Below are 26,076 nucleotides of genomic sequence, written 5' to 3'. Positions count from 1 at the left end.
GGGTCAGGTGAGTTCGCGGATGGCTTCGATGAGGAGCCAGACGCCGAAGATAGCGAACAGCGCGGCGGCGCCGTACTTGATCGCCTTCTCGGGCAGGTGCCGGCCGAGCAGCCGGCCCACCACGATGGCGAGGGCGTCCGCCGCCACCATGCCGAGCGTGGAGCCGAGCCAGGTGCCGAACCAGCCGTGCTGGGTGGCCAGGGTGATGGTCGCGAGCATGGTCTTGTCACCGAGCTCGGCCAGGAAGAACGCGCCACCGACCGCGAGGATCGCCGAGCCCGTGGTGCGCTCGGCCTTCTGCTTCTCGTCATCGGTGAGCTTGTCCCCGCGCAGCGTCCACGCCCCGAAGGCGAGGAACGCGATGGCCGCCACGAGCGAGATCCAGCCGGTCGGCAAGGTCGCGCCGAGGCCATAACCGATGCCGACCGAGACGAGGTGTACGACCGCGGTGGCCACCGTGATGCCGATCAGCACCGGCATGGTCTTGAAGCGGGTCGCGAATGTCAGCGCCATGAGCTGCGATTTGTCGCCGAGCTCGGCCACGAAGATCACGGCGAAGCTGAGCGCTGTCGCGGCTAGGAAACCGTCGAACAAGGGAACTCCCGGTGTAATGGTCAGACCGGGGTTTGGGCGCAGGGCGACCTCGACCCGGCCATATGAATCGGCCAAGTCGAAGGTCTCGCTCGCCCCGGCGTGGTGAACCGAGGCCGTGTGGCCGGACCGCGAAAACTTCTCGCCGTCAGCATGTCGACCAACACGTTGGGAGCTACTCCCCTTCGCGTACGCCAGCCTACCGGGCGCGGAAGGGATCATGGCTAGTGTGGGCGTGTGAGCCTGGAGACAGCGGTCAAGACGTTCGGCCTGGTGGTCCATCCGAGCAAACCGGTCGGCGACTCGGTGGCGACGATCGTCGAGTGGTCCCGGACCCACGAGGGCACGGTTCTGATCCGTGAGTCGGAGGCGGCCCGGATCACGACCGACGGGCTCGAGGTCGTCGGCGACGAGGAGTTCCTGCGCCGGGTCAACGGCGTGATCGCGCTCGGCGGTGACGGCACGATGCTCGGGGCGATGCGGCTGGTGATCGACCGGCCGGTGCCCGTGCTCGGCGTCAACCACGGCAACCTGGGCTTCCTGGTCGAGATCACCCCGTCGAGCCTGGCACCGGCGCTGGAGCAGCTGGGCCGTGGCGACTTCACCATCGAGTCGCACGGTTGCCTGGTCGCTGACGCGGGACCGGTGCGGCTGCGGACCAGCTTCGGCTTCAACGACGTGGTGCTCGCGCGGCTGGGACGCAAGGGCGCGGTGAGCGCCGACCTGACCGTCAACGGCCGCCAGTACGGCTACTACCGCTGTGACGCCGTGGTGGTTTCCACGCCCAACGGGTCGACGGCGTACAACTACGCCGCCGGAGGCCCGATCCTCTCCCCCTCGGCCGCCGCGACGGTGATCACGCCGGTGGCGCCGATGGCGGGAATCGGGCGGGCGGTGGTGCTCGGGGCCGGCGACCAGATCACGCTGACCGTGGCACCGGACAGCGCCCCCGTCGCGGTGGACGTCGACGGCACCGACGCCGGCGAGCTGGCGGCGGGCGGCATCCTCTCCGCGCGGTTCCGGGAGAACGCCGCCCAGGTGGTCCGGCTCTCCGCCGGCACGCACCAGAACCGCAGCCAGATCAAGCTGAGCCTGCTGGACCTGCCGCTGCGCCGGGACCAGCTGCTGGAGCTGATCCCGGAGAACCTGCGGCACAACGCGGCCCTGCACGACCGCCGGGCAGCTCAGTAACCGGCGATCCTGCGCTGAAGATCCAGCCGGGAGAGCGTGGCGACCCCTGCACGCTTCGCCGACGGCTTGGTCGGGTCCGGCTTCGGCAACGGGTCGCAGCGCTTGTCCGCGGTGTTGCCCTTCGCTCGCTGCGGGAGCTTTCCGGACGCCAGATACTCCGCGATGGAGTTGTCGACACAGGCATTGCCGAAGAGCGACCCGGCGTGGGTGGTGCCGCCGACGCCCTCGATCAGCGCGGACTTCGGGAAGCGCCGGCGCACCTCGAGGCTGCCCGAGAAGGGCGTCGCGGCGTCCAGGGTCTCGCTGAGCAGCAGGATCGGCGGGGCATTCGTGCCGCTTACCTTGATCCGCTTGCCCGGCGCGGCGGGCCAGGTCAGGCAGGGTGCGTTGTACCAGGCGTTGCCCCAGGTCAGGAACGGCGCCTGCGAGTGGATCCGGGAGTTGTCCGCGTGCCACTTCTTCCATGAGGTGGGCCATGGAGCGTCGGTGCACTGGACTGCGAGGTAGACCGCGTACCCGTTGTCGGCGCCGTCGTCCGTAGGGTTCGCCGACTCGAACAGCGACCTCAGCGGGTCCGGGTCACGGTCGTTGACCCAGGCGGAGAACGCGTACGCGACCGACTCCCAGCCGAAGACGTAGTAACCGGCCTGCAGGAACACGTCGGTGAGCTCGTCGGGCCCGAACTCGCCGTCGGCGGGATGCCCGAGCAGCCGGGACTGCTCCTTGTAGAAGAGCTTCTCGACGGCTTTCGCGCTCCGGCCCAGGTGGTACACCTTGTCGTACTGGGCGATCCAGGCGAAGTAGACCTTCATGGTGCGGTCGAAGGCGACGTCCTGGTCGAGGTTGGCGTCGTACCAGACGCGGCGGGGGTCGACGTTGCCGTCGAGCACCATCCGGCGTACCCGCTGGGGGTAGCGCGTCGCGTAGACCTGGCCGAGGTAGGTGCCGTACGAGAAGCCGTAGAAGTTGATCTGCTCGGCACCGAGTGCGGCACGCAGGCTGTCGAGGTCCTGCACGGTGTCCGTGGTGCGCATGTGGTCGAGCAGGTCACCCGCGATCTGCGCGCAGTCCGACGCGTACCCCTCGGCCTTGCCGAGCCAGGCCTTCTCGATCTTCGAACCGGTCGGCACGTAGGGCGGGCGTCCGTATCCGAGATACCCGCCGTCACAACCCAGGGACGGCTCGCTCGAGCCGACCCCACGAGGATCGAACCCGATCCAGTCGTACGCGTCCCCGGCGTCCTTCGGCACGTATTCGCCCAGCACCGACAGGTCCAGACCCGAGCCACCCGGCCCACCCGGGTTGACCAGCATGACGCCCTGGTAGTCGGCATCCTTCGTGGTGTGCCTGATGCGCGAGACGGCCAGTTCGATCTGCTCGCCACCGGGCTTCGCATAGTCGAGCGGCACGCTGAGCAGGCCGCACTGCGCGTTGCGGGCTGCGAGGCCGGTGCTCTCGCAGGTGCCCCACGTGATCGGCTCGTAGGTGGTGGTGCCGCGGCGCGGGGTGTCGGATGCGGCGTACGCCACGGCCGCGCCGGAGGAGAGCACCAGTCCGAGCGTGATGACGGTTGTCAGAATTCGTCTCATATGTGGCCCTTCTTTGAGTTTCGCCACATATGGTCCGGCGTGGGCGGCGGGGTCAGCCGCCGCCCACGCCGGGACGGTTCTACTTTCGGGCTCACATTCAGGCCCTGCTTCTGTCAGGCCTTACGGGCTCGCTGGGCGATCATGGCGATGCCGCCGAGGGCGACCACGACCAGGCCATAGACCAGGGCCGTCGAGTGCAGGCCGAACGTCGTGGCGGCGAGGCCGGCGATGACGGCCGGGATGCTGAAGGCCACGTACGCGATGGTCAGCGCGACCGCGAACAGCTCACCCCGCTCGTCGGGGGCCGCGAGCACTGCCAGCGTGCCGAACGAGGCGAGCGACGAGGCGCCGAATCCGACCCCGGCCACCACCGTGCCGATCGCCGCGACCAGCGTCGACTCGGTCTCCATGCCGATCAGGGTCACCGCGGTGCCGATCGTCAGCAGCGCACCGGCGATCGTCAGGACCCGGCTGGTGGCCCGGCTGCGCAGCGCATAGGCCGCCAGCGCGCCGGTGCCGCAGAGCAGGGTCACGACCAGGCCACCGATCAGGTGGCTGCCCAGGCCGAAGACGCCGACCGCGACGGACGGGCCGAGCGAGAGGTAGAGGCCGCCGAGCGCCCAGCTGGCCACGATGATCGGCACGAGCGCGAAGAGGTCCTTGCGCAGCCGGGCCGGCACGCCGAGCTTCGGCAGCAGGGAGGACATCACGCCGGGACGCCGGGTTGAGGTCTCGGGCAGCAGCAGCACGACGACACCCGCGATGACCATGATCGTCAGCAGGATCGCCCACACCAGATGGGTGGGGCCGGGGGCGTACTGGACGAGCGCTCCGGTGCCCAGTGAGCCGAACGCGAGACCGGCCGGCGGCACGATGCTGTTGAGCAGACCGGCGCGGCCGGGGGCGTGCGGCGGGTTCAGGTCGACCAGGGTCGCGCCGAGGGTGGTCAGCGCCGCACCGGTCGCGATGCCCTGCAGGAAACGGGCCACGAGCAGCACGTTCACGTCACCGGCACTGAGGAACAGCACCAGCGCGACGGCCTCGAGGACGATCGCGGCGGCCAGCACGGGACGGCGGCCGACGTGATCGGAGAGCGCCCCGAGGATCAGCAGCGATCCGACGAGCCCGACCACGTAGACGGCGAAGACCAGTGTCAGGGTCGTCGCGGAGAAGCCCCAGAGCTGCTGGTAGACGACGTAGAGCGGGGACGGCGCGCTGGACGCCGCGGTGAACGCCACGAAGATGGCGGCGATGGCGGCGAAGGCCACCGGATGGGACAGCCGTCTCCGGCGCGTGGCCACCTCACGGGAGGTCGTGGTCACGGAGGGGGCGGTGGTGGGTGAGGTGGTCATGTCGCTCCCGAAGTCGCACAGACAGGTCTGTCTGGTAGGTCACGACACTAGACAGATCTGTCTGCTATCGTCAAGGGCATGTCCGCTGCATCACCTGCCGTGCGCAAGCAATCCGCACGGGACCGCCTGCTCGCCGCCGCCGATGAGCTCTTCTACGCCGAGGGGGTGCACACCGTCGGCATCGATCGCGTCATCGAGCAGGCGGGCGTTGCCAAGGCCTCGCTCTACAGCTGCTTCGGCAACAAGGACGGGCTGATCCGGGCGTACCTGCAGGGCCGGCACGAAAGCCGGCAGACGAGGATCCTCACGGGCCTCGAACGCTTCGACACCCCCCGCGACCGGCTGGTCGGCGTCTTCGATGTGCTGATCGACTACGTGTCCGCGCCGGCCTACCGCGGCTGCGCGTTCTACAACGCGAGCGCGGAATCGGAGAAGGGCGGCGTCGCCGAGGAGATGAGCGACGCCAACCGCGCCTGGACCCAGGAGCTGCTGATCGGGCTGGCCCGCGAGGCCGGCGTTCCCGATCCCGCGGTTCTGGCCGCCCAGCTCGTGATCCTGTACGACGGCGCCTCCGCCGGGGCCCGGCTGGACCGCCACCCCGAGGCCGCTGTAACGGCAAGGGCGATGGCGGCAGTCCTGGTGGACGCCGCCATCGCCGCTCTCTGAGCTTGCTGCCTTTGTCTAGGCCTTGACCCCGGGGGCGTCGATCGGCTCGGCGACCCGCGTGGCCGGGGCCAGTCCCTGCGCCTCGGCCAGCTCCGAGGCCAGCTCGGCCTCGTGGGCTACGAACTCGCCCTCGGGCGTCTCGTCCTCCTTCGGCGCCGGCTTGCCGCGCAGGAGCGAGGCCAGGGCACCGATGACCGTCATCGCGATCGCCAGCCAGAAGACGATCACCAGGCCGTCGTGGAACGGGCCGGAGATCAGCCGGGGGAAGAATTCCAGGCCGGTCAGGGTGTCCGCGTTCTGCGCCGGCAGGCTGTCGAGGGTCGGCTGACCCAGCAGCTCCGCGATCGGGTTGTAGCCGAGGAACGCCGCGAACAGCGTGCCGACCGGCGGGATCTGCGCGACCTGATCGGCGGTCGCGGCCGAGACGCCCTGCGCGGTCAGCCCCGAGCTCAGCGTCGACGGCAGCGACCCGGCCAGCCCGGCGACCATCAGCGAGAAGAACAGCCCGATCGACAGCACCTGTCCGGCGTTCTGGAACGTCGCCCGCATCCCGGACGCGGCACCACGCATGTTGGCGGGGACGCTCGACATGACCAGCGACGTGTTCGGCGCCGCGAACAGGCCACCGCCGAGCCCGTTGACGAAGATCAGCAGCGCGAAGACGGCGTAGTTGAAGTCGCTCGGCAGCAGCAGCATCCCGACGAAGGACCCGGCCATCACCAGCAGACCGCCTGCCGCGAACAGCCGTGGACCGAAGCGGTCGGAGAGGGCACCGGCCAGCGGACCCGCGACGAGGAAGCCGATCGTCAACGGGACGAGATAGATACCGGCCCACAACGGCGTCTGCTCGTAGTCGTACCCGTGCAGCGGCAGCCAGATCCCCTGCAGCCAGATGATCAGCATGAACTGGAGCCCGCCCCGCGCCACCGCGGAGAGCAGGCTGGCGATGTTGCCACTGGTGAACGCGGTGTTCCGGAAGAGCGCGAGCGGGAACATCGGATCGGCGACCCGGGTCTCGATGATGCCGAAGGCCACCAGCACCAGCCCGCCGCCGATCAGCCCGGTGAGCACCCACGGACTCGTCCAGCCCATCGTGTGGCCGCCGTACGGCTGAATGCCGTACGTGATGGCGGCGAGCACCGCGGTGAGCCCGATCGCGAAGGTCGCGTTGCCCCACCAGTCGATCTTCGCCTTGCGCCGGACCCCGGTGTCATGCAGCGACCGGTACGCCCAGACCGTGCCGAGAATGCCCAGCGGGATGTTGACCCAGAACACCGAACGCCAGTCCCACTCGGCCAGCACACCACCGACGACCAGGCCGATGAACGAGCCTGCCAGCGCGGCGACGATGTTGACGCCGAGCGCCATGCCGCGCTGCTTCGACGAGAACGCGTCGGTGATGATCGCAGCCGAGTTGGCCATCAGCATCGCGCCACCGACCGCCTGCAGCACCCGCCAGCCGATCAGCCACAGCGCTCCCCCGCCGCCGTCGAACGGGTCCAGCGCCAGGATCACCGAGGTCAGCGTGAAGATGGCGAACCCGGCGTTGTAGATCTTCACCCGGCCGTACATGTCACCGAGGCGGCCCAGCGTGACCACCAGCACCGCAGTGACCAGCATGTATCCCATCAGCATCCAGAGCAGGTAGCTGACGTTGCCCGGCTCGAGGGCGTTCAGGTGGATGCCCTTGAAGATCGCCGGCAGCGAGATCAGGACGATCGAGGAGTTGATGGTGGCCAGCAGCGTGCCGAGCGTGGTGTTCGACAGAGCGACCCACTTGTACCTCGGATGATCAACGGCGAGCACGGCGAGATGACCCCCCTTCAGGGCTCAGGTGGTACGGGTTTCAGGTGGTGGCGTGCGCGGCAACGGCGTCGACGAGCCGCTCCATGGCCGGCAGCGCGGCGATGATCGCCGCCCGGTCCGCCTCGGAGAGGCCGGCCAGCACGGTGTCGAGGGCCTCGGCATATGCGACTCTGCGCTGCTCGACGAGCGCGCTCCCGGCCTCGGTGATGCTCACGAGCACGGCCCGGCGATCGGCGGGGTCACCGCCGCGCACGGCGAAGCCGTCCTTCTCCAGCCGGGTGACCAGCTGGGTCATCGCGGGCTGCGTGACGCTCTCGGCGGCGTGCAGCTCGGACAGGCGCTGCGGGCCGAGCTGACTGAGGCGCTTCAGGGTGGAATGCGCGGTCAGGCTGAGCCCCATCCGCGGCGCGAGCCGGCGCAGAGCGTCGTAGAGCCGCTCAAGCCCGAATGCGACAAGCGCACTCTCGGGCGGGGTCTCGATCACTGGTTGCACACCAAGATTTATATCACTGGCTTATACATGTATCTGCCCGACGTGACGCACCCCTCACCCACGACGCACATTGACCACCCTTACGCGCGCACCCCGAAGTCCCCCGCGCCCCACACCCGAAATGCCACGATGCATCCATGGACCCGCGCCGCCACCACAGTTGGCTGCATCCCCACCTGGGAACAACGACACTCCACAGCCCCGCCCCCGAGGCCTACCTGGCAGCCCTCAGCCACGTAGCCCGCACCCTCGACAAAGACCCCGCCTGGCGCCGCTGGTGGCAAGCCTCCGGAATCCCCCACTGCGAACTCGGCATCGTCGCGGCAAACCCCCTCGACCACCCACGCCCCAGCGCCGACATCCGAAAAATCAAGAGCAAACTCCGCGCCAACTTCACCTGCGCGGCCCCCGCTTCCACAGCCCGCCCGGCAGCACTCCTCCCCCTGGCCATCCACGAGGTGACGGGCATGTTCGAAGTCATCCGCGAGGCCATAGCCTTACCGCCCCTGCCCCCTGTCCCGCCCCTGCCGGCCCTCCCCGACCACATGACCGACCTGGAGGTAACCCACCGAACCCTCCCGCCAGATCAGGGCCCCCTCGAACCCCAGGGCTACCTCACCCTCACCCAGATCCAAGAATTCTTCACCGACGACCCCACCCGCTGACGACCCTCAAACGGGCCAGCTCAACGTGCCGAACCCCTTGCAGCGCAACTCATGTAACGACTCGAAGACTTCGTAGTAGCAGATGACTATTTGCCCATTCCGGTTGGACTGCGGGACCGGCGCGAACCAGAGGTTCGGAAACCCAGATTCGCGACGGGCCCCCTGATAAGGGCTTTCATCGCGGCGCATGGCCCAAGCCAGGACATGGATTCGCAGATCAACGTCGGGCTTCTCGAGGCCGATCCAGATGTCGATATGCTCGATGAACTCCTTGAGGCGCCACGGGGAGGGCTCAGGATTCACGCCGCATCCTTGCCAGGATCTCTTCCCGGGTGTCGACCTTCCCGGACGTCGAGGGTGGCCGGCTCATCACGTCCTCAAGCATCCGACGCAGCTCACCACCGTCGAGCGGGATCGCATCGTCCGTTCCCTGGGCGCCCCGGGTCTGGAAATAATGGGTGAGCGATTCAAGCTCGATCGGGACACTCCGCAGGGGACTGCGGCCCCGATCAGCCGATTCCCAGGGAGTCTCGTTACGGGTCAGATTCTCGAGATCATTACCCGTGAGATTGCCGTAACGACTCAGCACATAGCCGATCGTGTTGAGCTCAGCCTCACCCAGCGGCCGCGGTGAAGGGCTCGGCTCGCCCGTCGCCTCCTGCCGCCAGAGCGCCCCGACCACAGGGCCTCCGTCCCAGGCATGAATCGTCTCTGCGAAGAGCGGCGCTTCGAACGTCGCCAGGTGGTGGCCCTGGCAGTAGTAGAGCAGCTTGTGGAGTTTCTTGACCGACAGCTCGGGGAGCCGATCACGGAGGACTGCGGCGACGTCGCGTGCGGAGACGGTCATTCGCGAATGATATGGCTGCTCAGGGGTAGTCGGCGAGACCTCGACGGGGTGCTGCGCCAGGGAACTTTCGGATGCCGCCGGGGCATCAGCGAGTGTGACTGACATGCGGATGAGGCTAGTCGTTCCGCAAGGGTTGCGGAAGGCCTAGTAGGCGTTTGTCAGGTATTAGCACGCGACAAGTAACTCAGCCGATCATTTTCTCCGGATTTACCCGCTCTGGGCGGTGGGCACCGGGGACACGGGACTGCGGGATCTCAGGATCGCGAAGGTCCGCGAGAGCGGATGGGGAGGGGGCGACCACGATTGCCGTGCCGCCGAGGCCGATTCCGGCGTACACAACGGGTTTCGCCAACCGGAGCACCGCCGCGTGCAGTAGCCCGAAGGCAACCGGTGCCGCGGCGCAGGCCAGCAGGGCGCGGTGGTTCTCGTAGGCGAGCCAACCCAGCACCCCAAACCCCACAGTGGACACAGCGGGCGCGAAAAGGCGGCGCCATAACCCCTCGCCCGATGGGTGGCGGTTGAGGAACAGCAGCGCGGAGAGCGAGGCCCCGAGCAGCAGGACCAGAACGCCGAGACCGCCGGCGAGCGTGAGGTCCTGGGGATCCACCGGGACGAAGATCAGGGCTGCGATGGACAGTCCGGCAACAACGGATTGCGTTGCGGACGCGGGGCGGAGCCTGGCCAGCGAGGACGGCAGCACTCGTTCTCGGCCCATGGCGGCGAGGTAGCGGACCATCACGTGGTGGAGGGCGAGCTGGCCGGCGAGGAGGCTCGCGGTGAAGGCCCAGGTGGTGGCTTGGACGTCCGTGGACGACCTGAGCGCGTACAGGATGATCAGAAGCAGGACCACGATGTAGGTCGCGGGGGCCGCGGAGCGTCGCACGTCCTGGCTGAATGCCGCAGTGACCTCGATGCCCACGAAGGCGAGGGTCGCGGTGAGCAGTAGCAGACCCAGCTCCGGGCGACCCGTTTCGGTCAGGCGCAGGGCGTCCAGGGTGTGCGGGAGGTCAGCCACGACCGGGATGGTGAGTGAGGCGAGGGCGCCTACGACCAACAAGATCATCAACCACGCGGCGACGCCGATCGGGAGCATTCCGCTCAGCGCGACCACTGCCCAGCACACACCTGCTACCGCCCACCACGGTGCCCCGAAGCGCGGCGCAAGCACTGCATAAAGACCGAGTTGCATTGATTGGTACGCCATGAGCGCCAACCACCCCGCCGCCACCCCGAACGGCCGCCCGAGCCCACGCGCCGCAAACGTGTACAGCGCACCCGAGGACGACAGCCGCCGGGTAAGCCCCGCATAAGCAGTGGCGAAGATCAGGAGGAAGAGCCCGGCGGCCGCCACAACCAGCGGCGCCGGGAGGTCGGCGGGGAGCAGCGGGGTCGCCGCGGCGAGGGCGACGCCGATCACGGACGCTCCGCCGAGGCGCCCCGCCTTCAAGGTCAGCGGCGGGGGCACCGCTCCATTGACGCCCATGCCGGACGTCGTTGGCAACTACCTGTGATCACGCAATGACCAATGGTGAAAAGATTGGCACATCAGGGTTCTATCAGCGTCTTCCTGCCCACGCCGGCGCGGAACTGGGACAGGGCCTTGGCGTAGTCGGTCAGCGGGAAGCGGTGGCTGATGAAGATGGCCGGGTCGAGGACGCCCGCGGCCAGGAGTTCGCCTGCGCGGTCGAAGCTGTGCAGGACTGCCATCGAGCCGGTGATAGTGATCTCGCGGCGGTAGATCTCGTAGGGCTCGATCTCGACGCGGGCGTCGTACGCGGACACGCCGAACTGTAGGAACGTGCCGCCCCGGCCCACGCGGGCGAGGCCGTCCCGGATCGCGGCCGGTGCTCCGGTGCAGTCGATGACGACGTCCCAGCCGCGGGGGGCGTCCAGCTCTTCGGCGTTGGTGACTGCAGCCGTACACCCCAGCAGTTTTGCCGTTTCTAGCCGTTCCGGGTTGATGTCCACCATGGACACGGTGGCCGCGCCGGCGCGTTTCGCGAGCTCCAGCATCATCAGGCCCATCGTGCCCGAGCCGTAGATGAGGAACGTGTCGGACATGCGGCGGGGGAGGACGTCGAATCCGCGTACCGCGCAGGAGAGGGGTTCGATCAGGGCAGCGTCGCGGGCCGCGAGGTGCGACGGCAGCCGGAAGAGGTTGGCCCGGGGTGCGAGGACGAATTCCGCGGCCGCGCCGGGCCGGGTGACCCCGATGGCGTTCCAATTTTCGCACTGGTTGCCGCGGGCGCGTTTGCACTGGTAGCAGTAGCCGCAGTACAGCGAGGGGTCCACCGCGACCTGATCGCCGACCGCGAAGTCGGTGACGGCCGCGCCGACCTCCACGATCTCGCCGGCGAACTCGTGGCCGGGGACGATCGGGAAGGCCGGCGCGAACTCGCCGTCCATGATGTGCGCGTCGGTGCCGCAGATGCCCACCGCCGCCGGCCTGACCACCACGTCGGTGGGGCCGGGCGCCGGGTCCGGCACGTTCTCGATCCGGATCGTGCCGGGCGTGACAACCACGGCGGCTCTCATTTGACCGCGCCCATCGAGAGACCGCGGACCAGCTTGTTCTGGGCGACCCAGCCGGCGATCAGCACCGGCAGCGAGACCAGGGTGGCCGCCGCGCAGAGCCGGGCCAGGAAGAGGCCCTCGGAGGAGATGAAGCCGACCAGGAAGATCGGGGCGGTGCCGGCGTTCGTCGCGGTCAGGTTCACCGCCAGGAAGAACTCGTTCCAGGCGAAGATGAAGCAGATCAGCGCCGTCGCGGCCAGGCCCGGCGAGACGATCGGCAGGATGATCTTCCGGATCGACGTGACGAGCCCGGCACCGTCGACCTCGCCGGCCTCCAGCACCTCGCGTGGCACCTCGAGCAGGAACGACCGCATCATCCAGACCGCGAGCGGCAGGTTCATCGAGGTGTAGAGCAGCACCATCGTCCACACGTTGTCGAGCATGCCCAGGTTCTTCACCAGCAGGTAGACCGGCAGCAGCGCGGCGACCGCGGGCATCATCTTGGTCGAGATGAAGAAGAACAGCGCGTCGGTCCATTTCGCGACCGGGCGCAGCGAGAGGGCGTACGCCGCGGGGGTGGCCAGGATGACCACCAGCAGCGTGGAGAACACGCTCGCCATCAGCGAGTTCAGCAGGAACGGCATGATGTTGCGGTCGAAGACCTGCGCGTACTGATCGAACGTCGGGGTGAAGACCCACGTGGGCGGGTTGCTGGCGGCGTCCTGCTCCTGCTTGAAGCTGGTGAGCACCATCCAGATCACCGGGAACACGAAGATGATCCCGGCGACCCAGGCGACGACCCCCCAGATCGCACTGCCCATGCGGCGCCGTGCGGCGGGTTTCAAGGCCGTGGAGGACTTCACTGCGGGCGTGGCGAGTGTCGTCATCGGGACTCCTCCATGCGGAACAGGCTCGAGATGACGCGCAGCGCGAACGTCGCCACGATGATCGTCAGGATCACCACGATGACGCCGGCGGCCGACGCCTCGCCGTACTCGAACTTGCGGAACGTCGTCAGGTAGATCTCGTACGGCAGGTTGGTCGTTGCCGTGCCCGGTCCGCCCTGGGTGATGGTGAAGACCGCGTCGAACGTGTTGACCAGGTAGATCGAGCCGAGCAGCGCGCCCAGCTCCAGGTACTGACGCATGTGCGGGAGCGTCATGTGGGTGAAGATCTTCCAGGCGCCGGCACCGTCGACGCGGGCGGCCTCCAGGATGTCCTCGCTCTGCGACTGCAGGCCGGCCAGCAGGATCAGCATCATGAACGGCGTCCACTGCCAGACCAGCGTGGCGATGACCGCGGCCTTCGGGTACGACGAGACCCAGTCGGTCGAGCCGCCGAAGATGCCGTTGATCAGGCCGTACGCCGGGTTGTAGAGGGCGTGCTTCCAGAGCAGCGCCGCCGCGATCGGCATCACCAGGAACGGCGTGATCAGCATCGTCCGGACGACGCCCCGGCCGAAGAACTTGCGGTCCAGCAGGATGGCCAGTGCCAGCCCGAGAATCATCGAGAAGATCACCGCGCCGGCGGTCAGCAGCACCGTGTTGAGCAGCGCCGACTGCAACCGCGTGTCGGTCAGCACCGTCACGTAGTTGTCGAGGAAGACGAACGGCCGGTCGCCCGGGCGCAGGGCGTTCCAGTCCAGCGTGGACAGGTAGATGGTGACCAGGAACGGCACCTGGGTCACGACGATGGCGAAGATGAGCGCGGGCAGCAACGGTGCCCGGCGGACCCAGCGGTCCTTGGCTCCGCCCTTGGGTGACACCACGGGAACGTCCGGCTTGGGATCCGCCCGGGTGATGACGTCGGTCATTGTCGGCCTTCCGGGTAGGTACGGAGGCGCTGTCCGTGGGGGACAGCGCCTCCGCGGGCGCTACTTGTAGTTCTTCGCCACGTCTTCGGCGAGTTTCTGACCATCCGTCAGGGCCTTGTCGACCGTGGAGCTACCGGCGATGGCCGCGTTCACTTCCTGCGACACCTTGGTGCCCAGGTCGGCGAACTCGGGGATGCCGACGAACTGCACGCCCAGTGCGGGCCGCGGCTGCACACCCGGGTTCTGCGGGTTGGCGTTCTCGATCGAGCCGAGGGTCACGTCGGCGAACGCCTTCGCGGACTCCTTGTACTCGGGGATCGAGTAGGTCGAGGTGCGCTTGCCGGACGGCACGCGCGACCAGCCGAGGTTCTTGCCGACGACCTGCTCGTAGTCCTTGCTGGTGGCCCAGGAGATGAACTTCCAGGCGTCGTCCTCGTGCTTGGTGGTCTTGGGCATGGCCCACGCCCAGGTCCAGAGCCAGCCGGAGTACGCGGTCTTGTCCACCGGGGCGTACGCGTAGCCGACCTTGCCGGCGACCTTCGACGCCTTCGGGTCCTCGAGCGTGCCGGCGGCCGACGTGGCGTCGTACCACATGGCGGCCTGGCCCTGACCGAACGTGTTCAGGCACTCGGTGAAGCCGGCCTGCGCCGCGCCCTTCTCGCCGTAGTTCTTGACGAGGTTGACGTAGAAGTCGGTCGCCGCCTTGAACTCCGGCGAGTTGACCTTGGGGGTCCAGTCCTTCTCGAACCAGGTGCCACCGTACGTGTTGACCACGGTGGTCAGCGGCGCGAACAGCTCGCCCCAGCCGGGCAGGCCGCGCAGGCAGATACCGGCGACGCCCTTCTGCTTGTCGTCGAGCTTCTTGGCGAACTCGGCGACCTGCGCCCAGGTCGGCTTCTCCGGCATGGTCAGGCCCGCCGCGGCGAACATGTCCTTGTTGTACATCAGGAACGAGGACTCGCCGTAGAACGGGGCGGCGTACATCTTGCCGTCGTCACCCGTCAGCGACTGCACCATCGGCTTGAGCAGGTCGGCGCTGTCGTACGCGGTGTCCGCGGCCGACTTCGTGGACAGCTCGTGCAGCCAGCCGTTCTTCGCCCAGATCGGCACCTCGTACGCGCCGACGGTGGCGACGTCGTACTGACCGCCCTGGTTGGCGACGTCCTGGGTGACCTTGTCGCGGAGTTCGTTCTCCGGGAGGATCGTGAACTTCACCGTGATGCCGGTCTGCTTGGTGAAGTTCTCGGCGGTCAGCTTCTGGATGTCCTCCATCTGCGGGTTACCGACCATCAGAGCGGTGATGGTGTGGTCCCCGTCGGAGCCCCCGCTGGTGGAGCCCGCGCCGGAACAGCCCGAGAGCACGAGCGCGCCGGTCGCCGCCCCCGCGATCAGCAAAGAGAGCTTGCCATTTCTTTTGTGCACTGCAGATCCTCCGTTTGAAGACATGCGGGAACGTGCCGGCCATTCCGCGAAGGGCCGGTTCTGGAATCTCTGTGTTCGGGTCAGACCCGGATTACCTGCGGGCCCAGCCGTGAATAGCGGTGCGCCTCGGACGCCGGAAGGCCCGTGTCCGTGACCAGTGACTCGAAATCGGATATCTCGGCAAAGCGGCAGAATGTGCGTACGCCGAACTTGGTGTGCATGCCGACGAAGATCCGCCGGCGTGCCGCGCGCACGGCCCGCGCCTTCACGTCCGCCACGGCGGGGTCGGGGGTCGTGAGGCCCACCTCCCGGGAGATGCCGTTGGCGCCTACGAAGGCGAGGTCGAGCACGAAGCCGGCCAGCATGCTGCTGGCCCAGTGGTCGACCGTGGCCAGCGTGCGGCCACGGACCCGGCCGCCGAGCAGAAGCACGGTCGCCGGGGTGTTGGTGGACAGCCACGCCGCGGTGTTGAGCGAGGCCGTCACCACTGTCAGGGGGCGGTCGATGGGCAGCGCCTCCGCGATGAGCTGAGGCGTGAATCCCTCGTCGATGAAGATCGTCTCCGCGTCGCCGATGAGTCCGACGGCGGCGGCGGCGATCCGCCTCTTCTCGGGGACCCCGCGCGTCGTACGCATCGCGAGGTCGGTCTCGAATTTGGCGGTCTCCACCGGGTAGGCGCCGCCGTGCGTGCGCCTGAGCAGACCGTGCTTCTCCAGCAGCCGCAGATCCCGTCGGATGGTCTCCGCCGAGACGGTGAGCTCCGCTGCGAGCTTGGCGACGTCGACCTCGCCCTGCCGTCTGGCCAGGGCGACAATCTGATGCTGTCGCTCGTCCGCGTTCAAACCACACCTCCCCGCCTGCCGTACGCCATTTGTAACACCGAGGAAACGTGTGGCCGCCGTCACAATGTACGGTGATTCGGCCTGTCTCTGCCCGTTTGGCAACCGCTCCGGTCCGCCCTTTATCGTGCCATCGGGTGACGAACCAGGATGAAGGTCATGCCCGTTTGCCCGAAAATACCGCCCAAGTAGTGCCCGAGGCTGTGAGGTCGGTTAGCTCCGCGCTGTGAGTTCGGGCGTTCGAGGCCCGTCGCGGACCGCCCCGGACCGGACGGGACCGGTCGCCATGACCAAACGGTCACGCCGCTTTTGCTCAACTCCCGCCCTCGCGGACCGTTAGTCGAGGTCATGGGCATGCTCGCAACGCAGCAGCTGACGGACTTCCTCTCCGCCGTTGCTGACCGGCCGGACGGACCAGCGGCGCAACACGCCGCCGTGGAGTGCGCTGCGCGTGCCCTCGACGCGCAGATCGCCGCGCTGGTGATCGACGGAGAGATGGTCGCCTCGGTCGGGCAACCCGACCCCGGCGACTTCGTCGGAGACGACTACGCGATCGCCTCCGCCCCGATCGGTGGCCCCGCCCCCGGCCGGCTCCTGCTCGGCCGTCGCGGCGCCGAGTTCACCGACCAGGAGATCTGCCTGCTGCGCGGCATGGCCCGGGTGCTCGAACTCAGCCTGCAGGCACTGCACGTCACCGCCGCCGAACGCCGGCGCGCCCAGGAGAACGTCCGGCTGGTCGGCTCGCTCCAGGAACACCAGCGACTCTTCGACCACCTCACGCGGGTCCAGCGGCTCATCGCCCGCCGCGCGCCGCTCGACCAGATCCTCGATTCGATCACCGCCGGCGCGGCCGAGCTGCTCAACGTCGAGATGTCCTCGCTCAACCTGCTCGAACGCGACGACCGCTCGGTCGGCAGCATGGTGTCCAGCGTCGGCTTCGCCCCGGACATCCTGACCCGTATGCAACGCGTACCGCTGCCGTCCGCGGGTGCGGCCGGACTCGCCGTCATGGGCGACGAACTGGTCATGGTCGAGGACTACGCGGGCTCCCCCATCGCCATCCCCGACGTGGTCCGCTCCCACCTCAAGGCCGTCATGGCCGTACCCGTGCACGAGAACGGCGAGGTCGTCGGCGCGCTGACCGTCGGCACGTACGAGGGCCCGCGCCAGTGGGACAAGGCCGCCCAGGAGGTCCTGCGCGCCTTCGCGGAGCACGTCAGCCTGGCGCTCACCGACGTGCAGACCCTGGAGGCGATGAACCAGGCGTTCCACGACTCCCTGACCGGGCTGGCCAGCCGCGCACTGTTCCTCACCCGGATGGAGCGCGCTTTCGCCACGTCGACCGGGGTCGCGGTCCTCTTCGTCGACCTCGACCGCTTCAAGGTGGTCAACGACTCCCTCGGGCACGCCGCCGGCGACCTGCTGCTGCGCGGCGTCGCCGAACGCATCCAGGCCTGCCTGCGCTCCGGCGACACCGCCGCCCGCCTCGGCGGCGACGAGTTCGCCGTGCTGCTGCCCAACGGCGCCGGGATCGAGGAGGCCGTACCCGTCGCGAAGCGCGTCCTCGAATCCCTCCGGCAGCCCTTCGACCTGGCCGGCAAGGAAACGTTCATCAGCTGCAGCATCGGCGTCGCCTACAGCGTGACCTCCGGCCCGGAAGAGCTGATGGTCCGCGCCGACCTGGCCATGTACCACGCGAAGAAGCAGGGCAAGGACCGCTACGAGATCTTCGAACCCGAATTGCAGGCAACATTCCAGGCCGGCCTGCAACTGGAGGCCGACCTGCGCCGCGCGGTCGTCCGCCACGAGTTCGAACTGCGCTACCAGCCCATCGTCCACCTGCGAACCGGCGAGATCACCGGCCTCGAAGCGCTCATCCGCTGGCAGCACCCCGAACGCGGCGTGATCCCCCCGCTCGACTTCATCCCACTCGCCGAGGAAACCGGCATGATCGTCCCGATCGGCGAATGGGTCCTGCGCGAAGCCTGCCGCCAGGCCGCGACCTGGAACGCCCGCCGCGACAGCCAGCACCCGCTCAGCGTCAGCGTCAACCTCTCCGCGGTCCAGCTCGACCAGCCCAACCTCCCCGCGGTCGTCGCCTCAGCCCTCGCCAACAGCGGCCTCCCGGCCACCTCCCTCATCATCGAACTGACCGAATCCCTGCTCGTCGATCACCGCGACTCCACCCTGCACCAGCTCGAACAGATCAAGAAACTGGGCGTACGCCTCGCCATCGACGACTTCGGCACGGGCTACTCGTCCCTCGCCTACCTGCGCCGCTTCCCCGTCGACATCATCAAAATCGACAAGAGCTTCGTCGACGACGTCGGCGACGAACCCACCGCCGCCGCCCTGACCATGGGCATCATCCAGCTCGGCCGCGCCCTGAGCCTCTCCACGATCGCCGAGGGCATCGAGGACAAATTCCAGCTCACCGAACTCACCGACGGCAACTGCGAACTAGGCCAGGGCTACTACTTCGCCGAACCCCTCACCGACATCGCCACGGACGAACTCCTCTTCCCGACCGGCGCCTCCTCCTAGCTTCCTGAGTCAGGAGTTTCCTGGTGGCCGCGAGGCCGGGATGAATGTTGCGCTGAACCCTCAGCAAATGAGTCAAAAATTTCCTAACACGATCTGCTAAATCGATGTTGATCAGCTCGACGATGTGAAGATCAGTCTCGTTCGGCCAGGTATGAGCAAGGCGTGGATTGTTGATGACGGCCTGTGGGAGCTGATCGAACCGCTGCTACCGCCGTGGCCGGCGAAGGCTCCAGGGCCGAGGCCGGTTCCGGATCGGTTGTGCTTGGAGGGCATCTTGTTCGTGTTGCATACCGGGATCGGCTGGGAAGATCTGCCGCAGGAGCTCGGGTTCGGTTCGAGGATGACCTGCTGGCGCCGGTTGCAGCGCTGGACTGAAGCCGACGTGTTCGATCAGGTCCATCAACTCCTGCTTACCAGATTGAACGCGGCGAACCGGATCGACTGGACCCGCGCGGCGATGGACGGCGTGGCCGGCCACGACGCCGCTTCGATGCCCTGCTGGCCGACAAGGCCTACAGCAGGTGGGAACGCCGCCTCGACATCCACGACGGCTTTGTCAGCCTTGCCTGCGTCCTGATCTGCTGGCGCCGACTGATCAACTGGACCACCCAGAGATCGTGTTAGGAACAGAAAGACTCAATACCGGCTCGGCCCCGCTCGCGACCGTAACGCCCGGTCACTGAACGCCTGGAGCGGTCGGTAACAGGTCCACTACCGATGCGACGGTGCAGGGTTGAACGTTGCGCCGAAAACCGTGCTGGCGCAATCTTCTGCGGCGCTGGCCGTCAAACGGGGGCCAGACATGTCTCAGCATGAGATGTACATGCTGCCGCTGATTACTCATTGTTACTCGTTGAGCTCGTCCCGGACTTCGGGATCGCCGCCGACGGCAGCCCGCGGATGCCCCGAAGGGTCAACGGCCGTCGTAGGTGGTGCGGGCCTCGTCGACCTTGGGGAGGTTGTTTTCGCCCCAGGCTGCCAGGTGGTGGAACAACGGGGCGAGGCTGCGGCCGAGGGCCGTGATTTCGTATTCGACCCGGGGTGGGACTTCGGGGTGGTAGGTGCGGGTGACGAGGCCGTCGCGTTCGAGTTGGCGGAGGCGTTGGGTCAGGACCTTGGGCGTGATGGTTCCGATGTGGGCGGCCAGTTCGACGAAGCGCTGGCGGCCGTGTTCGTTGAGGGTCCAGAGGATCGGGGTGGTCCAGCGGCTGAAGACCAGGTCGACCACGGGGGTGATGGGGCAGGTTTGCACGGGATCGGCCACGGCGGGATAGTCGCTTTCTTCTAGGTACCTAGTATCCGCACGATGTTAGCGTCCCTCGAACTCGACGGAGTGTGAGGGAGATTGCCATGTTTGTGATTACGGGGGCTACCGGGAACGTCGGCCGGGTGCTGGTGCGGGCGTTGACCGAGGCCGGGGAAAAGGTTGTTCCGGTGTCGCGGAATGGTGAGGTGCGCGCGGATCTTTCGCGGCCGGAGACGTTGCGGCCGGTGGTGGAGGGTGCTGAGGCGTTGTTCCTGCTGGTTTCGGGGGCTGGGGCTCACCTGGATCCACAGGCGATCCTCGGAGTGGCGAAGGACGGCGGTATCGAGCGGGTCGTGTTGCTCTCGTCGCAGGCTGCCGGCACGCGGCCTGAATCCGTGTCGCATGCGCCGCTGCGGAGACTCGAGGATGCTGTGCGGGGGTCCGGGCTCGGGTGGACGATTCTGCGGCCGGGTGGGTTCGCTTCCAACGCATACGCCTGGGTGGAGCCGATCCGGAAGAGCCGGACGGTCGCTGCGCCGTTCGGGGATGTCGGGCTGCCGGTGATCGATCCCGCGGACATCGCCGCGGTCGCCGATCTGGTGCTGCGGACGGGCGGGCACGGCGAGCGGGTCTACGAGCTCACCGGGCCGGAGCTGAGCACGCCACGGCAGCGGGCCGGGGACATCGGGGTTGTGCTGGGTGAGCCGGTCACGTTCGTGGAGCAGACGCGCGATGAGGCGTACGCGCAGATGTCGGCCTTCATGCCCCCGCCCGTGGTCGAGGGGACGCTGGACATCCTCGGCACGCCCACCCCGGCCGAGCAACTGATCAGCCCGCACGTCGAGCAGATCCTCGGCCGCTCACCCCGCACGTTCGCGCAGTGGGCAGCCGGCAATGTGCGGGCCTACCGATGATCGGCGATGAGAATGCCCAGGTAGGCAGCGCCGAGACCCGCCAGGAGGCTGATGATGACGTACGCGGCGGCCCGGAGTCGCCGACCGCCGCGGGCCAGTTGCAAGGTTTCCAGGCTGAAGGTTGAGTACGTCGTCAGCGCTCCGCAGAAGCCGGTGCCGAGCAGTGCCGCGAGCCAGGGGGCGACCGGGAGGCCGACAAGGAAGCCGAGGAGCAGCGATCCGGCAAGGTTGACCGTGAGCGTCGGCCACGGGAAGCTGTCCGATTTGACCCATCGCCCGGTGAGGTAGCGCAGCGCGGCGCCGACGGCGGCACCCAGGGCAACAAAGAGGACGGTCATCGGGCGACCATCCGCTCAGCCAGTGCTGTGCCGAGCCAGACGGCGATCAGCGCGCTGACGATGGTCGCGCCGAGCAGGGCCAGAGCCGTGGCGGGCGCTGCGCGCACTACGTCGACGCTCGCCGTCGAGAACGTGGTGTAACCGCCGAGGACGCCGGTGGTCCAGAACGGGCGGATCAACCGGGACTCCGGGCGGCGCCGGGTGATCAGGACGGTCAGGACACCGATCAGGAAGCAGCCGGTGACGTTGATGGCCCAGACCGTCCACACGGACGGCCACAGCGTGGACAGGCCGTATCGAGCGAGCGCCCCGAGAACCCCGCCCGCGGCGACCGCCACGACGACTGGAACGTTCCGCACCTGATCAAGCTAGCCTGCCGGCGTCGGCAGAGTGTCGTACCCCCGGTCTAGCGTTCGGTAGGTGAATCGCACCGACCGCCTCTATGCGCTCGTCGAGGAGTTACGTGCTGTCGCCCCGCGCCCGCGCAGTGCGCGATGGCTCGCTGGCCGTTTCGAGATCAGCGTCCGGACCGTCGAGCGCGATATCTCCGCTCTCCAGCAGTCCGGCACCCCGATCTGGGCCGAGCCGGGCAGGACCGGGGGTTACTGCCTCGATCGGGCGCACACGTTGCCGCCGGTCAATTTCCGGCCCGACGAAGCGGTGGCCATGGCCGTCGCGCTACAGCAGCTGACCGGCTCGCCGTTCCACGCCGCCGCTGCGGCCGCGCTGCGCAAGCTGGTCAACTCCATGCGTCCTGCGGACGTCGCCCGGGCCCAGGATCTGGCCAGCCGGGTGCTGCTGGCGGGCCGGCCCGAAAGCGCGGGCCAGCCCCAGAGCTCGGGCCAGCCCCAGAACGCGGGCCAGCCCCAGAACGCGGGCCAGCCCCAGAACGGCATGCCCCGGTTGGTCGCCGACGCGCTGTCGTTACGCCGGGTGCTTCGCATCCACTATGCCGACAAGGCCGGCGCGACGACCGTGCGCGAGATCGAGCCGCTGGTCTTCGTGGGTTTTCCCGCGAGCTGGTATCTGGTGGCTTGGTGCCGGCTGCGCCAGTCGGTGCGGGTGTTCCGCACCGACCGGATCGCCGCCGTCACCGTCACCGCCGAGGAGCCGCCGCAGCGCCACCTGGAGTTCGGCGACCTCCAGGTCCCGGGCGAGCCGATGGATGCCCTGAGCCTGGCCTAGGGTCCATCTGAGGGACCTCGCCGCAGGCTCGCCGTGATCCCTCAGGTGCGCCCTAATGGTCTGCCGGGGTGTAGATGCCGATGAGGTTGCCGGAGGGGTCGAGCAGGTGGGCGAAGATCAGGCCGCCACCGCCGTCCTGGGGCGCCACCAGCACCTTTGCACCGGCGGCCTCGGCCCGGTGGCAGGCTTCCGCGGTGTCGGGGACGTTGATGAAGAAGATGGCATGGCTCGACGGGCTCGCGGTCAGGCCGCCGCTCGGGCCGGCCTGACCGGGCGTGGTCGCCAGCCGGTAACCGGGGGTGTCATCGTCGCCGGAGAAGGTCCAGCCGAAGACCTCACTGTAGAAACGTTCGGCCTCGGCGGACTCGGCGGCGCCGATCTGGAACCAGTCGACCTTGTTGATCGCGGACATGGCGTACTCCTTGAGGTGGGGAGAAACCCACCCTCGTCGGTAGCCGCGACAGCCCCCTGTCGGTGTTTCAGCGAGGTGGAGCCGGCAGCAATCCCCTGCCGGTGTTCAGCGGGAGTGGAGCCGGCAGCAGTCCTCGGAGCCCGCGGTCGTGAGCGTGATCTGGTCGATCTCCACGCCGGCGGCGCGTTCGACGAGGATCGGGGACCAGGCGTCGCCGGTGCCGGCGCCGCGGAGGGTGCAGTTGCGGATCGCGGTGTCGCGGTAGGTGAGGACGCTGACCTCGCCGTCGATCTCGCTGCGGCCCCAGCCGGCGACGCGGATCGCGTAGCGGGGGCCGTTCCAGGTGACGCAGACGTCGGAGATGTCGATGCGGGAGCCGACGAGGTCGGAGGTGACGAAGCGGTCGGTGTTGTCACCGGGGAGCAGGCGGAAGCCCATCTCGACGTCGGTCAGGCAGGCGCCGTCGACGCGGACGTCGTGCACCGAGCTGAGGTAGAAGCCTTCGAGCGCGTCGCTGACCCGCAGGTCCGTGATCGCGAGCCGGTGCGGGTGGTAGGTCGGGCCCACGATCGAGGCGACGTCCGCGCCGACGGCTCCCCAGTGCACGGCCACGCCGGTGTAGCCGCCGCGGATGGTGATGTCGTGCAGGGTGATGTCGCTGACCGCGCCCATCAGCGCGATGCAGTTGGCGTGTTTCTCACCCAGACGTTCGACGTGTACGCGGCGCAGGTCGACGTGCGTGATCCAGTCGGGGGGCGCGGCGTAGAGATAGTCGCCGACGGTGATGGCCGTGCCGCGGTCGCCGCCGTGCTCGCCCGGGTCGGCCGGCGGCGGGCGCAGGCCGAGGTCGCTGACCGCGACGTCCGAGCCGACGATGTGCAGGACGGGGTGCCCGGTCAGGCCGGCCGAGACCAGCCAGGTGCCGGGCGGGCCGCCGTTCGCGCCGGCGACCTCCGAGCCGCGGATCGTCCAGCCGCCGGGCACCCGCAGGCCGTCGGCGATGGTGTGCGTGCCGGGCGGCAGCTCGAGTTTGCCGGCCGGCACGGTGTCCAGGACGTCCTGCAGCACGCGGCGGTTGTCCTCGGCGTTCGCGCCGAGGACCGGGCGGTGGATCACGGGACGATCCGGCACGACAGGCCGCGGTCCGGCTGTTCCAGGCCGAGCAGGATCGGACCTTGGGCGGCACCTCGGCGCAGCGTGACGCTTCCGGCTCCGCGGGACACGACCTTCAGTTCGACGGGTACGCCCGTCAGCAGGTCGGTCGCACGCACCCCGAAGTTGTCGGTGGGGCGGGACTTGACCACCTCGGCGGCGACGCGGGTGCCGGCGCGGCGGGCGATCCGGAGTGCCTTGAACCCGGCGCGGGCCGGCTTGCGGCGACTCCACTTGTGCGTGGGTGAACGCGGGAGCGGCGGCGCCGGTGTCACGGGGCTGACTTCCAGGCGGAACTGCTCCGGCCCGTCCGATGCCAGGAGTGCGAGGTCGCAACCCGTGGCATAGGGAGACGGCGCTGGTGCGGTCGTGGTCGGCTCCGGGCGTACATAAATCTTGTCGATGCGCAGGCCGAGAGCGGAACGCGCGGCCACGCGGCCGGACATCCACTCGGGTCGCGGGGGTTCGGCCAGCTCGATCATGAGCAGGCCGTCCTCGTCGAGCTCCTCGGCGGTGAGGTCGAACTCGACCGTGACCTTCGCACCGCCCGCACTGCGCAGGCCCTGCCGCCGGGCGAGTAACGCCGCCCCACGCATCTCGCCCTGAGCGCGCACCAGCACCAGCCGGGGCAGTTCGGGGGCGTGCCGCGGCGGGCGCACCCGGTCGGACCACCAGCGCGTGCCCAGCTCGTCGAGATGGACCACAACCGAGACCCTGGTGGGTACGCCCGGACTACGCACCTTCAGCCCGACAGCCCCGAAATCCCCGGTGACCCGTCCCACGATCGCGTTGCCCCGCACCACCTGGTCGACGATGCCGAGTTCACTTCCGCTGCTCACCTCGATCGGCAGGCCCTCGATGAAGCGCACCGGCTCGTCGTAGTCGGTGGCGAACCAGCGGCCGATCATGCGCCGAAGTCCGTCCGGGTGAGCATCGGCTCGCGCCGGGTCCACATCCGCTCGACCGAGTCGTACATGGGGTCGGCGTCGGCCTCGATGTGCCGGAACGTCGCCCGCATGGTCTTGAGCAGGATGTCGGCCGGCCACACCTCCCACTGCGGGACGAGCGGGGTGACGACGTCGGTGCCGCTGCGGTAGAGCCACAGCCAGAGCCGCGCGCGACGCACCTGCTCCTCGGTGACGAGCTCCTCACCGGCGCGGATGGCGGTGATGCTCTGCTCGAGGGTCTTCCAGTACGCGTCCTGGTCGTCGACGACGATCGACAGCCCGCACGAGCTCCACTCCGACCAGCCGGCCTGGATGACCGGGATGCCGTACGCGGGCAGCTCGTTGCTGACACTGCCACGCACCGTGACGCCGAGGTCGGTGAGGCTCCACAGCGCGTTCTTGCTCAGCGTCGCGCTGGGCCGGAACGCCATGTGCCTGACCTTCTTGTACTGCGCGGCGACCGAGTCGAAGAAGCTCGTGGAGTCGTAGAGCGCCTGGCTCGGGTGGTCCAGGAAGAGCCACTGCGCCTCGGGGTGCTCGGCCGCGTACGCCGCGGTGTCGGCGAACCAGTCGGCGAGGCTCGGGAACAGCTCGCGGTTGGTGCCGAGCGCGTCGGAGACCGCGTGGTTGTAGACCGTGATGATCGGCTTGGTGGCGTCGAAGCCCAGCCGGTCGACCACGTGGGTGCGCAGCCGCGCCCGCTCGGCCGGGTTGTTGAGGTCGACGGACGCGGTGACGCCGCCGCGCCACCAGCTCGGCCGGCCCAGGTTGACCTTGGCGCGCCAGGCGACCAGCTCGGCGGTGGAGCGCAGCTTCTCGCGGCGGCTCCAGACCTTGCTCTCGAAGACCTCGCCGATCTGCCGGGTCAGCTCCTCGCGGAACGTGCCGGTGCCGCTGTCGTGCTCCGGGAACAGGCCGTACGCCTTCATGCACCCGGTCTGCTGGGTGTGGATGATCGGTACGCGGGCCTGCCGGGCGGCCTCCGCGGCGAGACCCCACTGGTCGTAGTCGACGTGACTGGTGACCAGGGCGACGACGTTGCGCTGGAAGAGCTCCTGGTAGATGTCGTGCAGGCGGGTCGCGTACGCGTGGCGCTGCTGGTAGTCCGGCCGGGACTGGTATCCCTGCGGTAGCCGCGGCAGCTTGGCGAGCCGGCAGTAGGTCGCGTCGGTGTAGGCGACGATGGTCTCGTCGTCGCGGGCCGGCGTCGTCGAGCGGCGCACCTGCTCCCAGACGTCGATGACCTCGGAGCCGGCGAACGCGTCACTGACCTTACGGACGATCTCGACGTCGAAGCCGCTCCACAGCGTCCTCATCCACGCGTCCTCGACGCCGGTCAGCACCACCATCCGCGCCGGGTGCAGCCGCCGGAGCGCGTTCGCAAACACCAGGTTGCGCAGGTTCACCCGGATGTCCTGGTGGAACATCTCCACCACGATCACGGCATCGTCAGCCGGATGCGGGAGGTTCTTCTCCCAGTACACCGTCGCCGACTCCAGGAAGACCTGGAGTTCCTTGCTGTTCGCCTTCAGCCACACCGTGTTTGTCCG

Annotated in this window: 26 protein-coding genes and 1 pseudogene; 7 read left to right on the top strand and 20 right to left on the bottom strand. The window is 68.4% G+C overall.

All coding sequences use genetic code 11. The annotated features are described in order from the left end of the window. Positions 1 to 3 precede the first annotated feature (3 nt). Complete coding sequence (locus Ahu01nite_RS14745) at positions 4 to 594, bottom strand: TMEM165/GDT1 family protein (RefSeq protein ID WP_203837074.1); 591 nt, start codon at positions 592 to 594, stop codon at positions 4 to 6. A 234-nt stretch (positions 595 to 828) separates the two neighbouring features. Here Ahu01nite_RS14745 and Ahu01nite_RS14740 point away from each other — a divergent pair, with 234 nt between their 5' ends. Further along, positions 829 to 1,782, top strand: a complete 954-nt coding sequence (locus Ahu01nite_RS14740) for an NAD(+)/NADH kinase (protein WP_203837073.1) — start codon at positions 829 to 831, stop codon at positions 1,780 to 1,782. On the opposite strand, the gene Ahu01nite_RS14735 is transcribed toward Ahu01nite_RS14740, so the two are convergent. After that, on the bottom strand, positions 1,776 to 3,371 hold the full coding sequence (locus tag Ahu01nite_RS14735; protein ID WP_203837072.1) for an alpha/beta hydrolase: 1,596 nt from the start codon (positions 3,369 to 3,371) through the stop codon (positions 1,776 to 1,778). The genes Ahu01nite_RS14740 and Ahu01nite_RS14735 overlap by 7 nt on opposite strands. Before the next feature lie 113 nt (positions 3,372 to 3,484). Next, complete coding sequence (locus Ahu01nite_RS14730; RefSeq protein WP_203837071.1) at positions 3,485 to 4,723, bottom strand: MFS transporter; 1,239 nt, start codon at positions 4,721 to 4,723, stop codon at positions 3,485 to 3,487. Between the two features lie 78 nt (positions 4,724 to 4,801). Here Ahu01nite_RS14730 and Ahu01nite_RS14725 point away from each other — a divergent pair, with 78 nt between their 5' ends. After that, complete coding sequence (locus Ahu01nite_RS14725; protein WP_203837070.1) at positions 4,802 to 5,389, top strand: TetR/AcrR family transcriptional regulator; 588 nt, start codon at positions 4,802 to 4,804, stop codon at positions 5,387 to 5,389. 15 nt (positions 5,390 to 5,404) lie between these two features. On the opposite strand, the gene Ahu01nite_RS14720 is transcribed toward Ahu01nite_RS14725, so the two are convergent. Together Ahu01nite_RS14720 and Ahu01nite_RS14715 are read right to left on the bottom strand one after the other, a co-directional pair. Further along, a complete protein-coding gene (locus tag Ahu01nite_RS14720) occupies positions 5,405 to 7,195 on the bottom strand; it encodes an MFS transporter (RefSeq protein ID WP_203837069.1) in 1,791 nt (596 codons plus the stop codon). A 40-nt stretch (positions 7,196 to 7,235) separates the two neighbouring features. Then, on the bottom strand, positions 7,236 to 7,688 hold the full coding sequence (locus tag Ahu01nite_RS14715; RefSeq protein WP_239158846.1) for a MarR family winged helix-turn-helix transcriptional regulator: 453 nt from the start codon (positions 7,686 to 7,688) through the stop codon (positions 7,236 to 7,238). A gap of 137 nt (positions 7,689 to 7,825) precedes the next feature. Between Ahu01nite_RS14715 and Ahu01nite_RS14710 the strand changes: the two genes are divergently transcribed. Then, positions 7,826 to 8,353 carry a hypothetical protein gene (locus tag Ahu01nite_RS14710; RefSeq protein ID WP_203837068.1) on the top strand — a complete coding sequence of 176 codons (528 nt, stop codon included), beginning with the start codon at positions 7,826 to 7,828 and terminating at the stop codon, positions 8,351 to 8,353. 6 nt (positions 8,354 to 8,359) lie between these two features. Here the strand turns inward: Ahu01nite_RS14710 and Ahu01nite_RS14705 are convergent, their stop codons facing one another. The 8 genes from Ahu01nite_RS14705 to Ahu01nite_RS14670 all read right to left on the bottom strand — a co-directional run bounded on the left by Ahu01nite_RS14705 (position 8,360) and on the right by Ahu01nite_RS14670 (position 15,791). Then, positions 8,360 to 8,656 carry a hypothetical protein gene (locus Ahu01nite_RS14705; protein WP_203837067.1) on the bottom strand — a complete coding sequence of 99 codons (297 nt, stop codon included), beginning with the start codon at positions 8,654 to 8,656 and terminating at the stop codon, positions 8,360 to 8,362. After that, positions 8,646 to 9,200, bottom strand: a complete 555-nt coding sequence (locus Ahu01nite_RS14700) for a Panacea domain-containing protein (RefSeq protein WP_203837066.1) — start codon at positions 9,198 to 9,200, stop codon at positions 8,646 to 8,648. Before Ahu01nite_RS14700 ends, Ahu01nite_RS14705 begins: the two co-directional genes overlap by 11 nt. Before the next feature lie 184 nt (positions 9,201 to 9,384). Further along, positions 9,385 to 10,683 (bottom strand): APC family permease, encoded by a 1,299-nt coding sequence (locus Ahu01nite_RS14695; RefSeq protein ID WP_203837065.1) that lies wholly within the window; start codon positions 10,681 to 10,683, stop codon positions 9,385 to 9,387. Between the two features lie 62 nt (positions 10,684 to 10,745). Then, positions 10,746 to 11,723, bottom strand: a complete 978-nt coding sequence (locus Ahu01nite_RS14690) for a zinc-dependent alcohol dehydrogenase family protein (RefSeq protein WP_239158845.1) — start codon at positions 11,721 to 11,723, stop codon at positions 10,746 to 10,748. Between the two features lie 8 nt (positions 11,724 to 11,731). After that, positions 11,732 to 12,601, bottom strand: a complete 870-nt coding sequence (locus tag Ahu01nite_RS14685) for a carbohydrate ABC transporter permease (protein WP_239158844.1) — start codon at positions 12,599 to 12,601, stop codon at positions 11,732 to 11,734. Continuing rightward, positions 12,598 to 13,527, bottom strand: a complete 930-nt coding sequence (locus Ahu01nite_RS14680) for a carbohydrate ABC transporter permease (RefSeq protein WP_203837063.1) — start codon at positions 13,525 to 13,527, stop codon at positions 12,598 to 12,600. The genes Ahu01nite_RS14685 and Ahu01nite_RS14680 overlap by 4 nt, the downstream gene beginning before the upstream one ends. 60 nt (positions 13,528 to 13,587) lie before the next feature. Continuing rightward, complete coding sequence (locus tag Ahu01nite_RS14675; RefSeq protein ID WP_213000337.1) at positions 13,588 to 14,949, bottom strand: ABC transporter substrate-binding protein; 1,362 nt, start codon at positions 14,947 to 14,949, stop codon at positions 13,588 to 13,590. Positions 14,950 to 15,029: 80 nt separating this feature from the next. After that, complete coding sequence (locus Ahu01nite_RS14670; protein WP_203837061.1) at positions 15,030 to 15,791, bottom strand: DeoR/GlpR family DNA-binding transcription regulator; 762 nt, start codon at positions 15,789 to 15,791, stop codon at positions 15,030 to 15,032. A 351-nt stretch (positions 15,792 to 16,142) separates the two neighbouring features. Between Ahu01nite_RS14670 and Ahu01nite_RS14665 the strand changes: the two genes are divergently transcribed. After that, positions 16,143 to 18,332, top strand: coding sequence for a putative bifunctional diguanylate cyclase/phosphodiesterase (locus Ahu01nite_RS14665; protein WP_239158843.1), 2,190 nt, complete (start codon positions 16,143 to 16,145; stop codon positions 18,330 to 18,332). A 151-nt stretch (positions 18,333 to 18,483) separates the two neighbouring features. Beyond that, positions 18,484 to 18,795, top strand: a pseudogene (locus Ahu01nite_RS14660) (transposase); the annotation flags it as partial. A gap of 450 nt (positions 18,796 to 19,245) precedes the next feature. Here the strand turns inward: Ahu01nite_RS14660 and Ahu01nite_RS14655 are convergent. Further along, entirely contained in the window at positions 19,246 to 19,596 is a 351-nt protein-coding gene (locus tag Ahu01nite_RS14655) for a winged helix-turn-helix transcriptional regulator (RefSeq protein ID WP_203837059.1), read from the bottom strand. 86 nt (positions 19,597 to 19,682) lie between these two features. Here Ahu01nite_RS14655 and Ahu01nite_RS14650 point away from each other — a divergent pair, with 86 nt between their 5' ends. Next, positions 19,683 to 20,492 carry an NAD(P)H-binding protein gene (locus tag Ahu01nite_RS14650; RefSeq protein ID WP_203837058.1) on the top strand — a complete coding sequence of 270 codons (810 nt, stop codon included), beginning with the start codon at positions 19,683 to 19,685 and terminating at the stop codon, positions 20,490 to 20,492. Here Ahu01nite_RS14650 and crcB read toward each other — a convergent pair. Further along, positions 20,483 to 20,830, bottom strand: a complete 348-nt coding sequence (gene crcB / locus Ahu01nite_RS14645) for a fluoride efflux transporter CrcB (protein WP_203837057.1) — start codon at positions 20,828 to 20,830, stop codon at positions 20,483 to 20,485. The two genes, Ahu01nite_RS14650 and crcB, sit on opposite strands and share 10 nt — an antisense overlap. Next, positions 20,827 to 21,189 (bottom strand): fluoride efflux transporter FluC, encoded by a 363-nt coding sequence (locus Ahu01nite_RS14640; protein ID WP_203837056.1) that lies wholly within the window; start codon positions 21,187 to 21,189, stop codon positions 20,827 to 20,829. The genes crcB and Ahu01nite_RS14640 overlap by 4 nt, the downstream gene beginning before the upstream one ends. Positions 21,190 to 21,250: 61 nt before the next feature. Between Ahu01nite_RS14640 and Ahu01nite_RS14635 the strand changes: the two genes are divergently transcribed. Then, positions 21,251 to 22,015 (top strand): helix-turn-helix transcriptional regulator, encoded by a 765-nt coding sequence (locus Ahu01nite_RS14635; protein ID WP_203837055.1) that lies wholly within the window; start codon positions 21,251 to 21,253, stop codon positions 22,013 to 22,015. Between the two features lie 52 nt (positions 22,016 to 22,067). Here Ahu01nite_RS14635 and Ahu01nite_RS14630 read toward each other — a convergent pair whose 3' ends face one another. From Ahu01nite_RS14630 to Ahu01nite_RS14615, 4 genes are all read right to left on the bottom strand, one after another. Continuing rightward, entirely contained in the window at positions 22,068 to 22,427 is a 360-nt protein-coding gene (locus Ahu01nite_RS14630) for a VOC family protein (protein ID WP_203837054.1), read from the bottom strand. Positions 22,428 to 22,532: 105 nt separating this feature from the next. Next, positions 22,533 to 23,543 carry a hypothetical protein gene (locus Ahu01nite_RS14625; protein WP_203837053.1) on the bottom strand — a complete coding sequence of 337 codons (1,011 nt, stop codon included), beginning with the start codon at positions 23,541 to 23,543 and terminating at the stop codon, positions 22,533 to 22,535. Continuing rightward, complete coding sequence (locus tag Ahu01nite_RS14620; protein WP_203837052.1) at positions 23,540 to 24,487, bottom strand: hypothetical protein; 948 nt, start codon at positions 24,485 to 24,487, stop codon at positions 23,540 to 23,542. The genes Ahu01nite_RS14625 and Ahu01nite_RS14620 overlap by 4 nt, the downstream gene beginning before the upstream one ends. After that, a complete protein-coding gene (locus Ahu01nite_RS14615) occupies positions 24,484 to 26,064 on the bottom strand; it encodes a hypothetical protein (protein WP_203837051.1) in 1,581 nt (526 codons plus the stop codon). Before Ahu01nite_RS14615 ends, Ahu01nite_RS14620 begins: the two co-directional genes overlap by 4 nt. Positions 26,065 to 26,076 lie beyond the last annotated feature (12 nt).

The organism is Winogradskya humida (assembly GCF_016862215.1).
Classification (GTDB): domain Bacteria; phylum Actinomycetota; class Actinomycetes; order Mycobacteriales; family Micromonosporaceae; genus Actinoplanes; species Actinoplanes humidus.
Note: the sequence above shows the minus strand (reverse complement) of the source record. Positions and strands in the feature narration are given on the sequence as shown.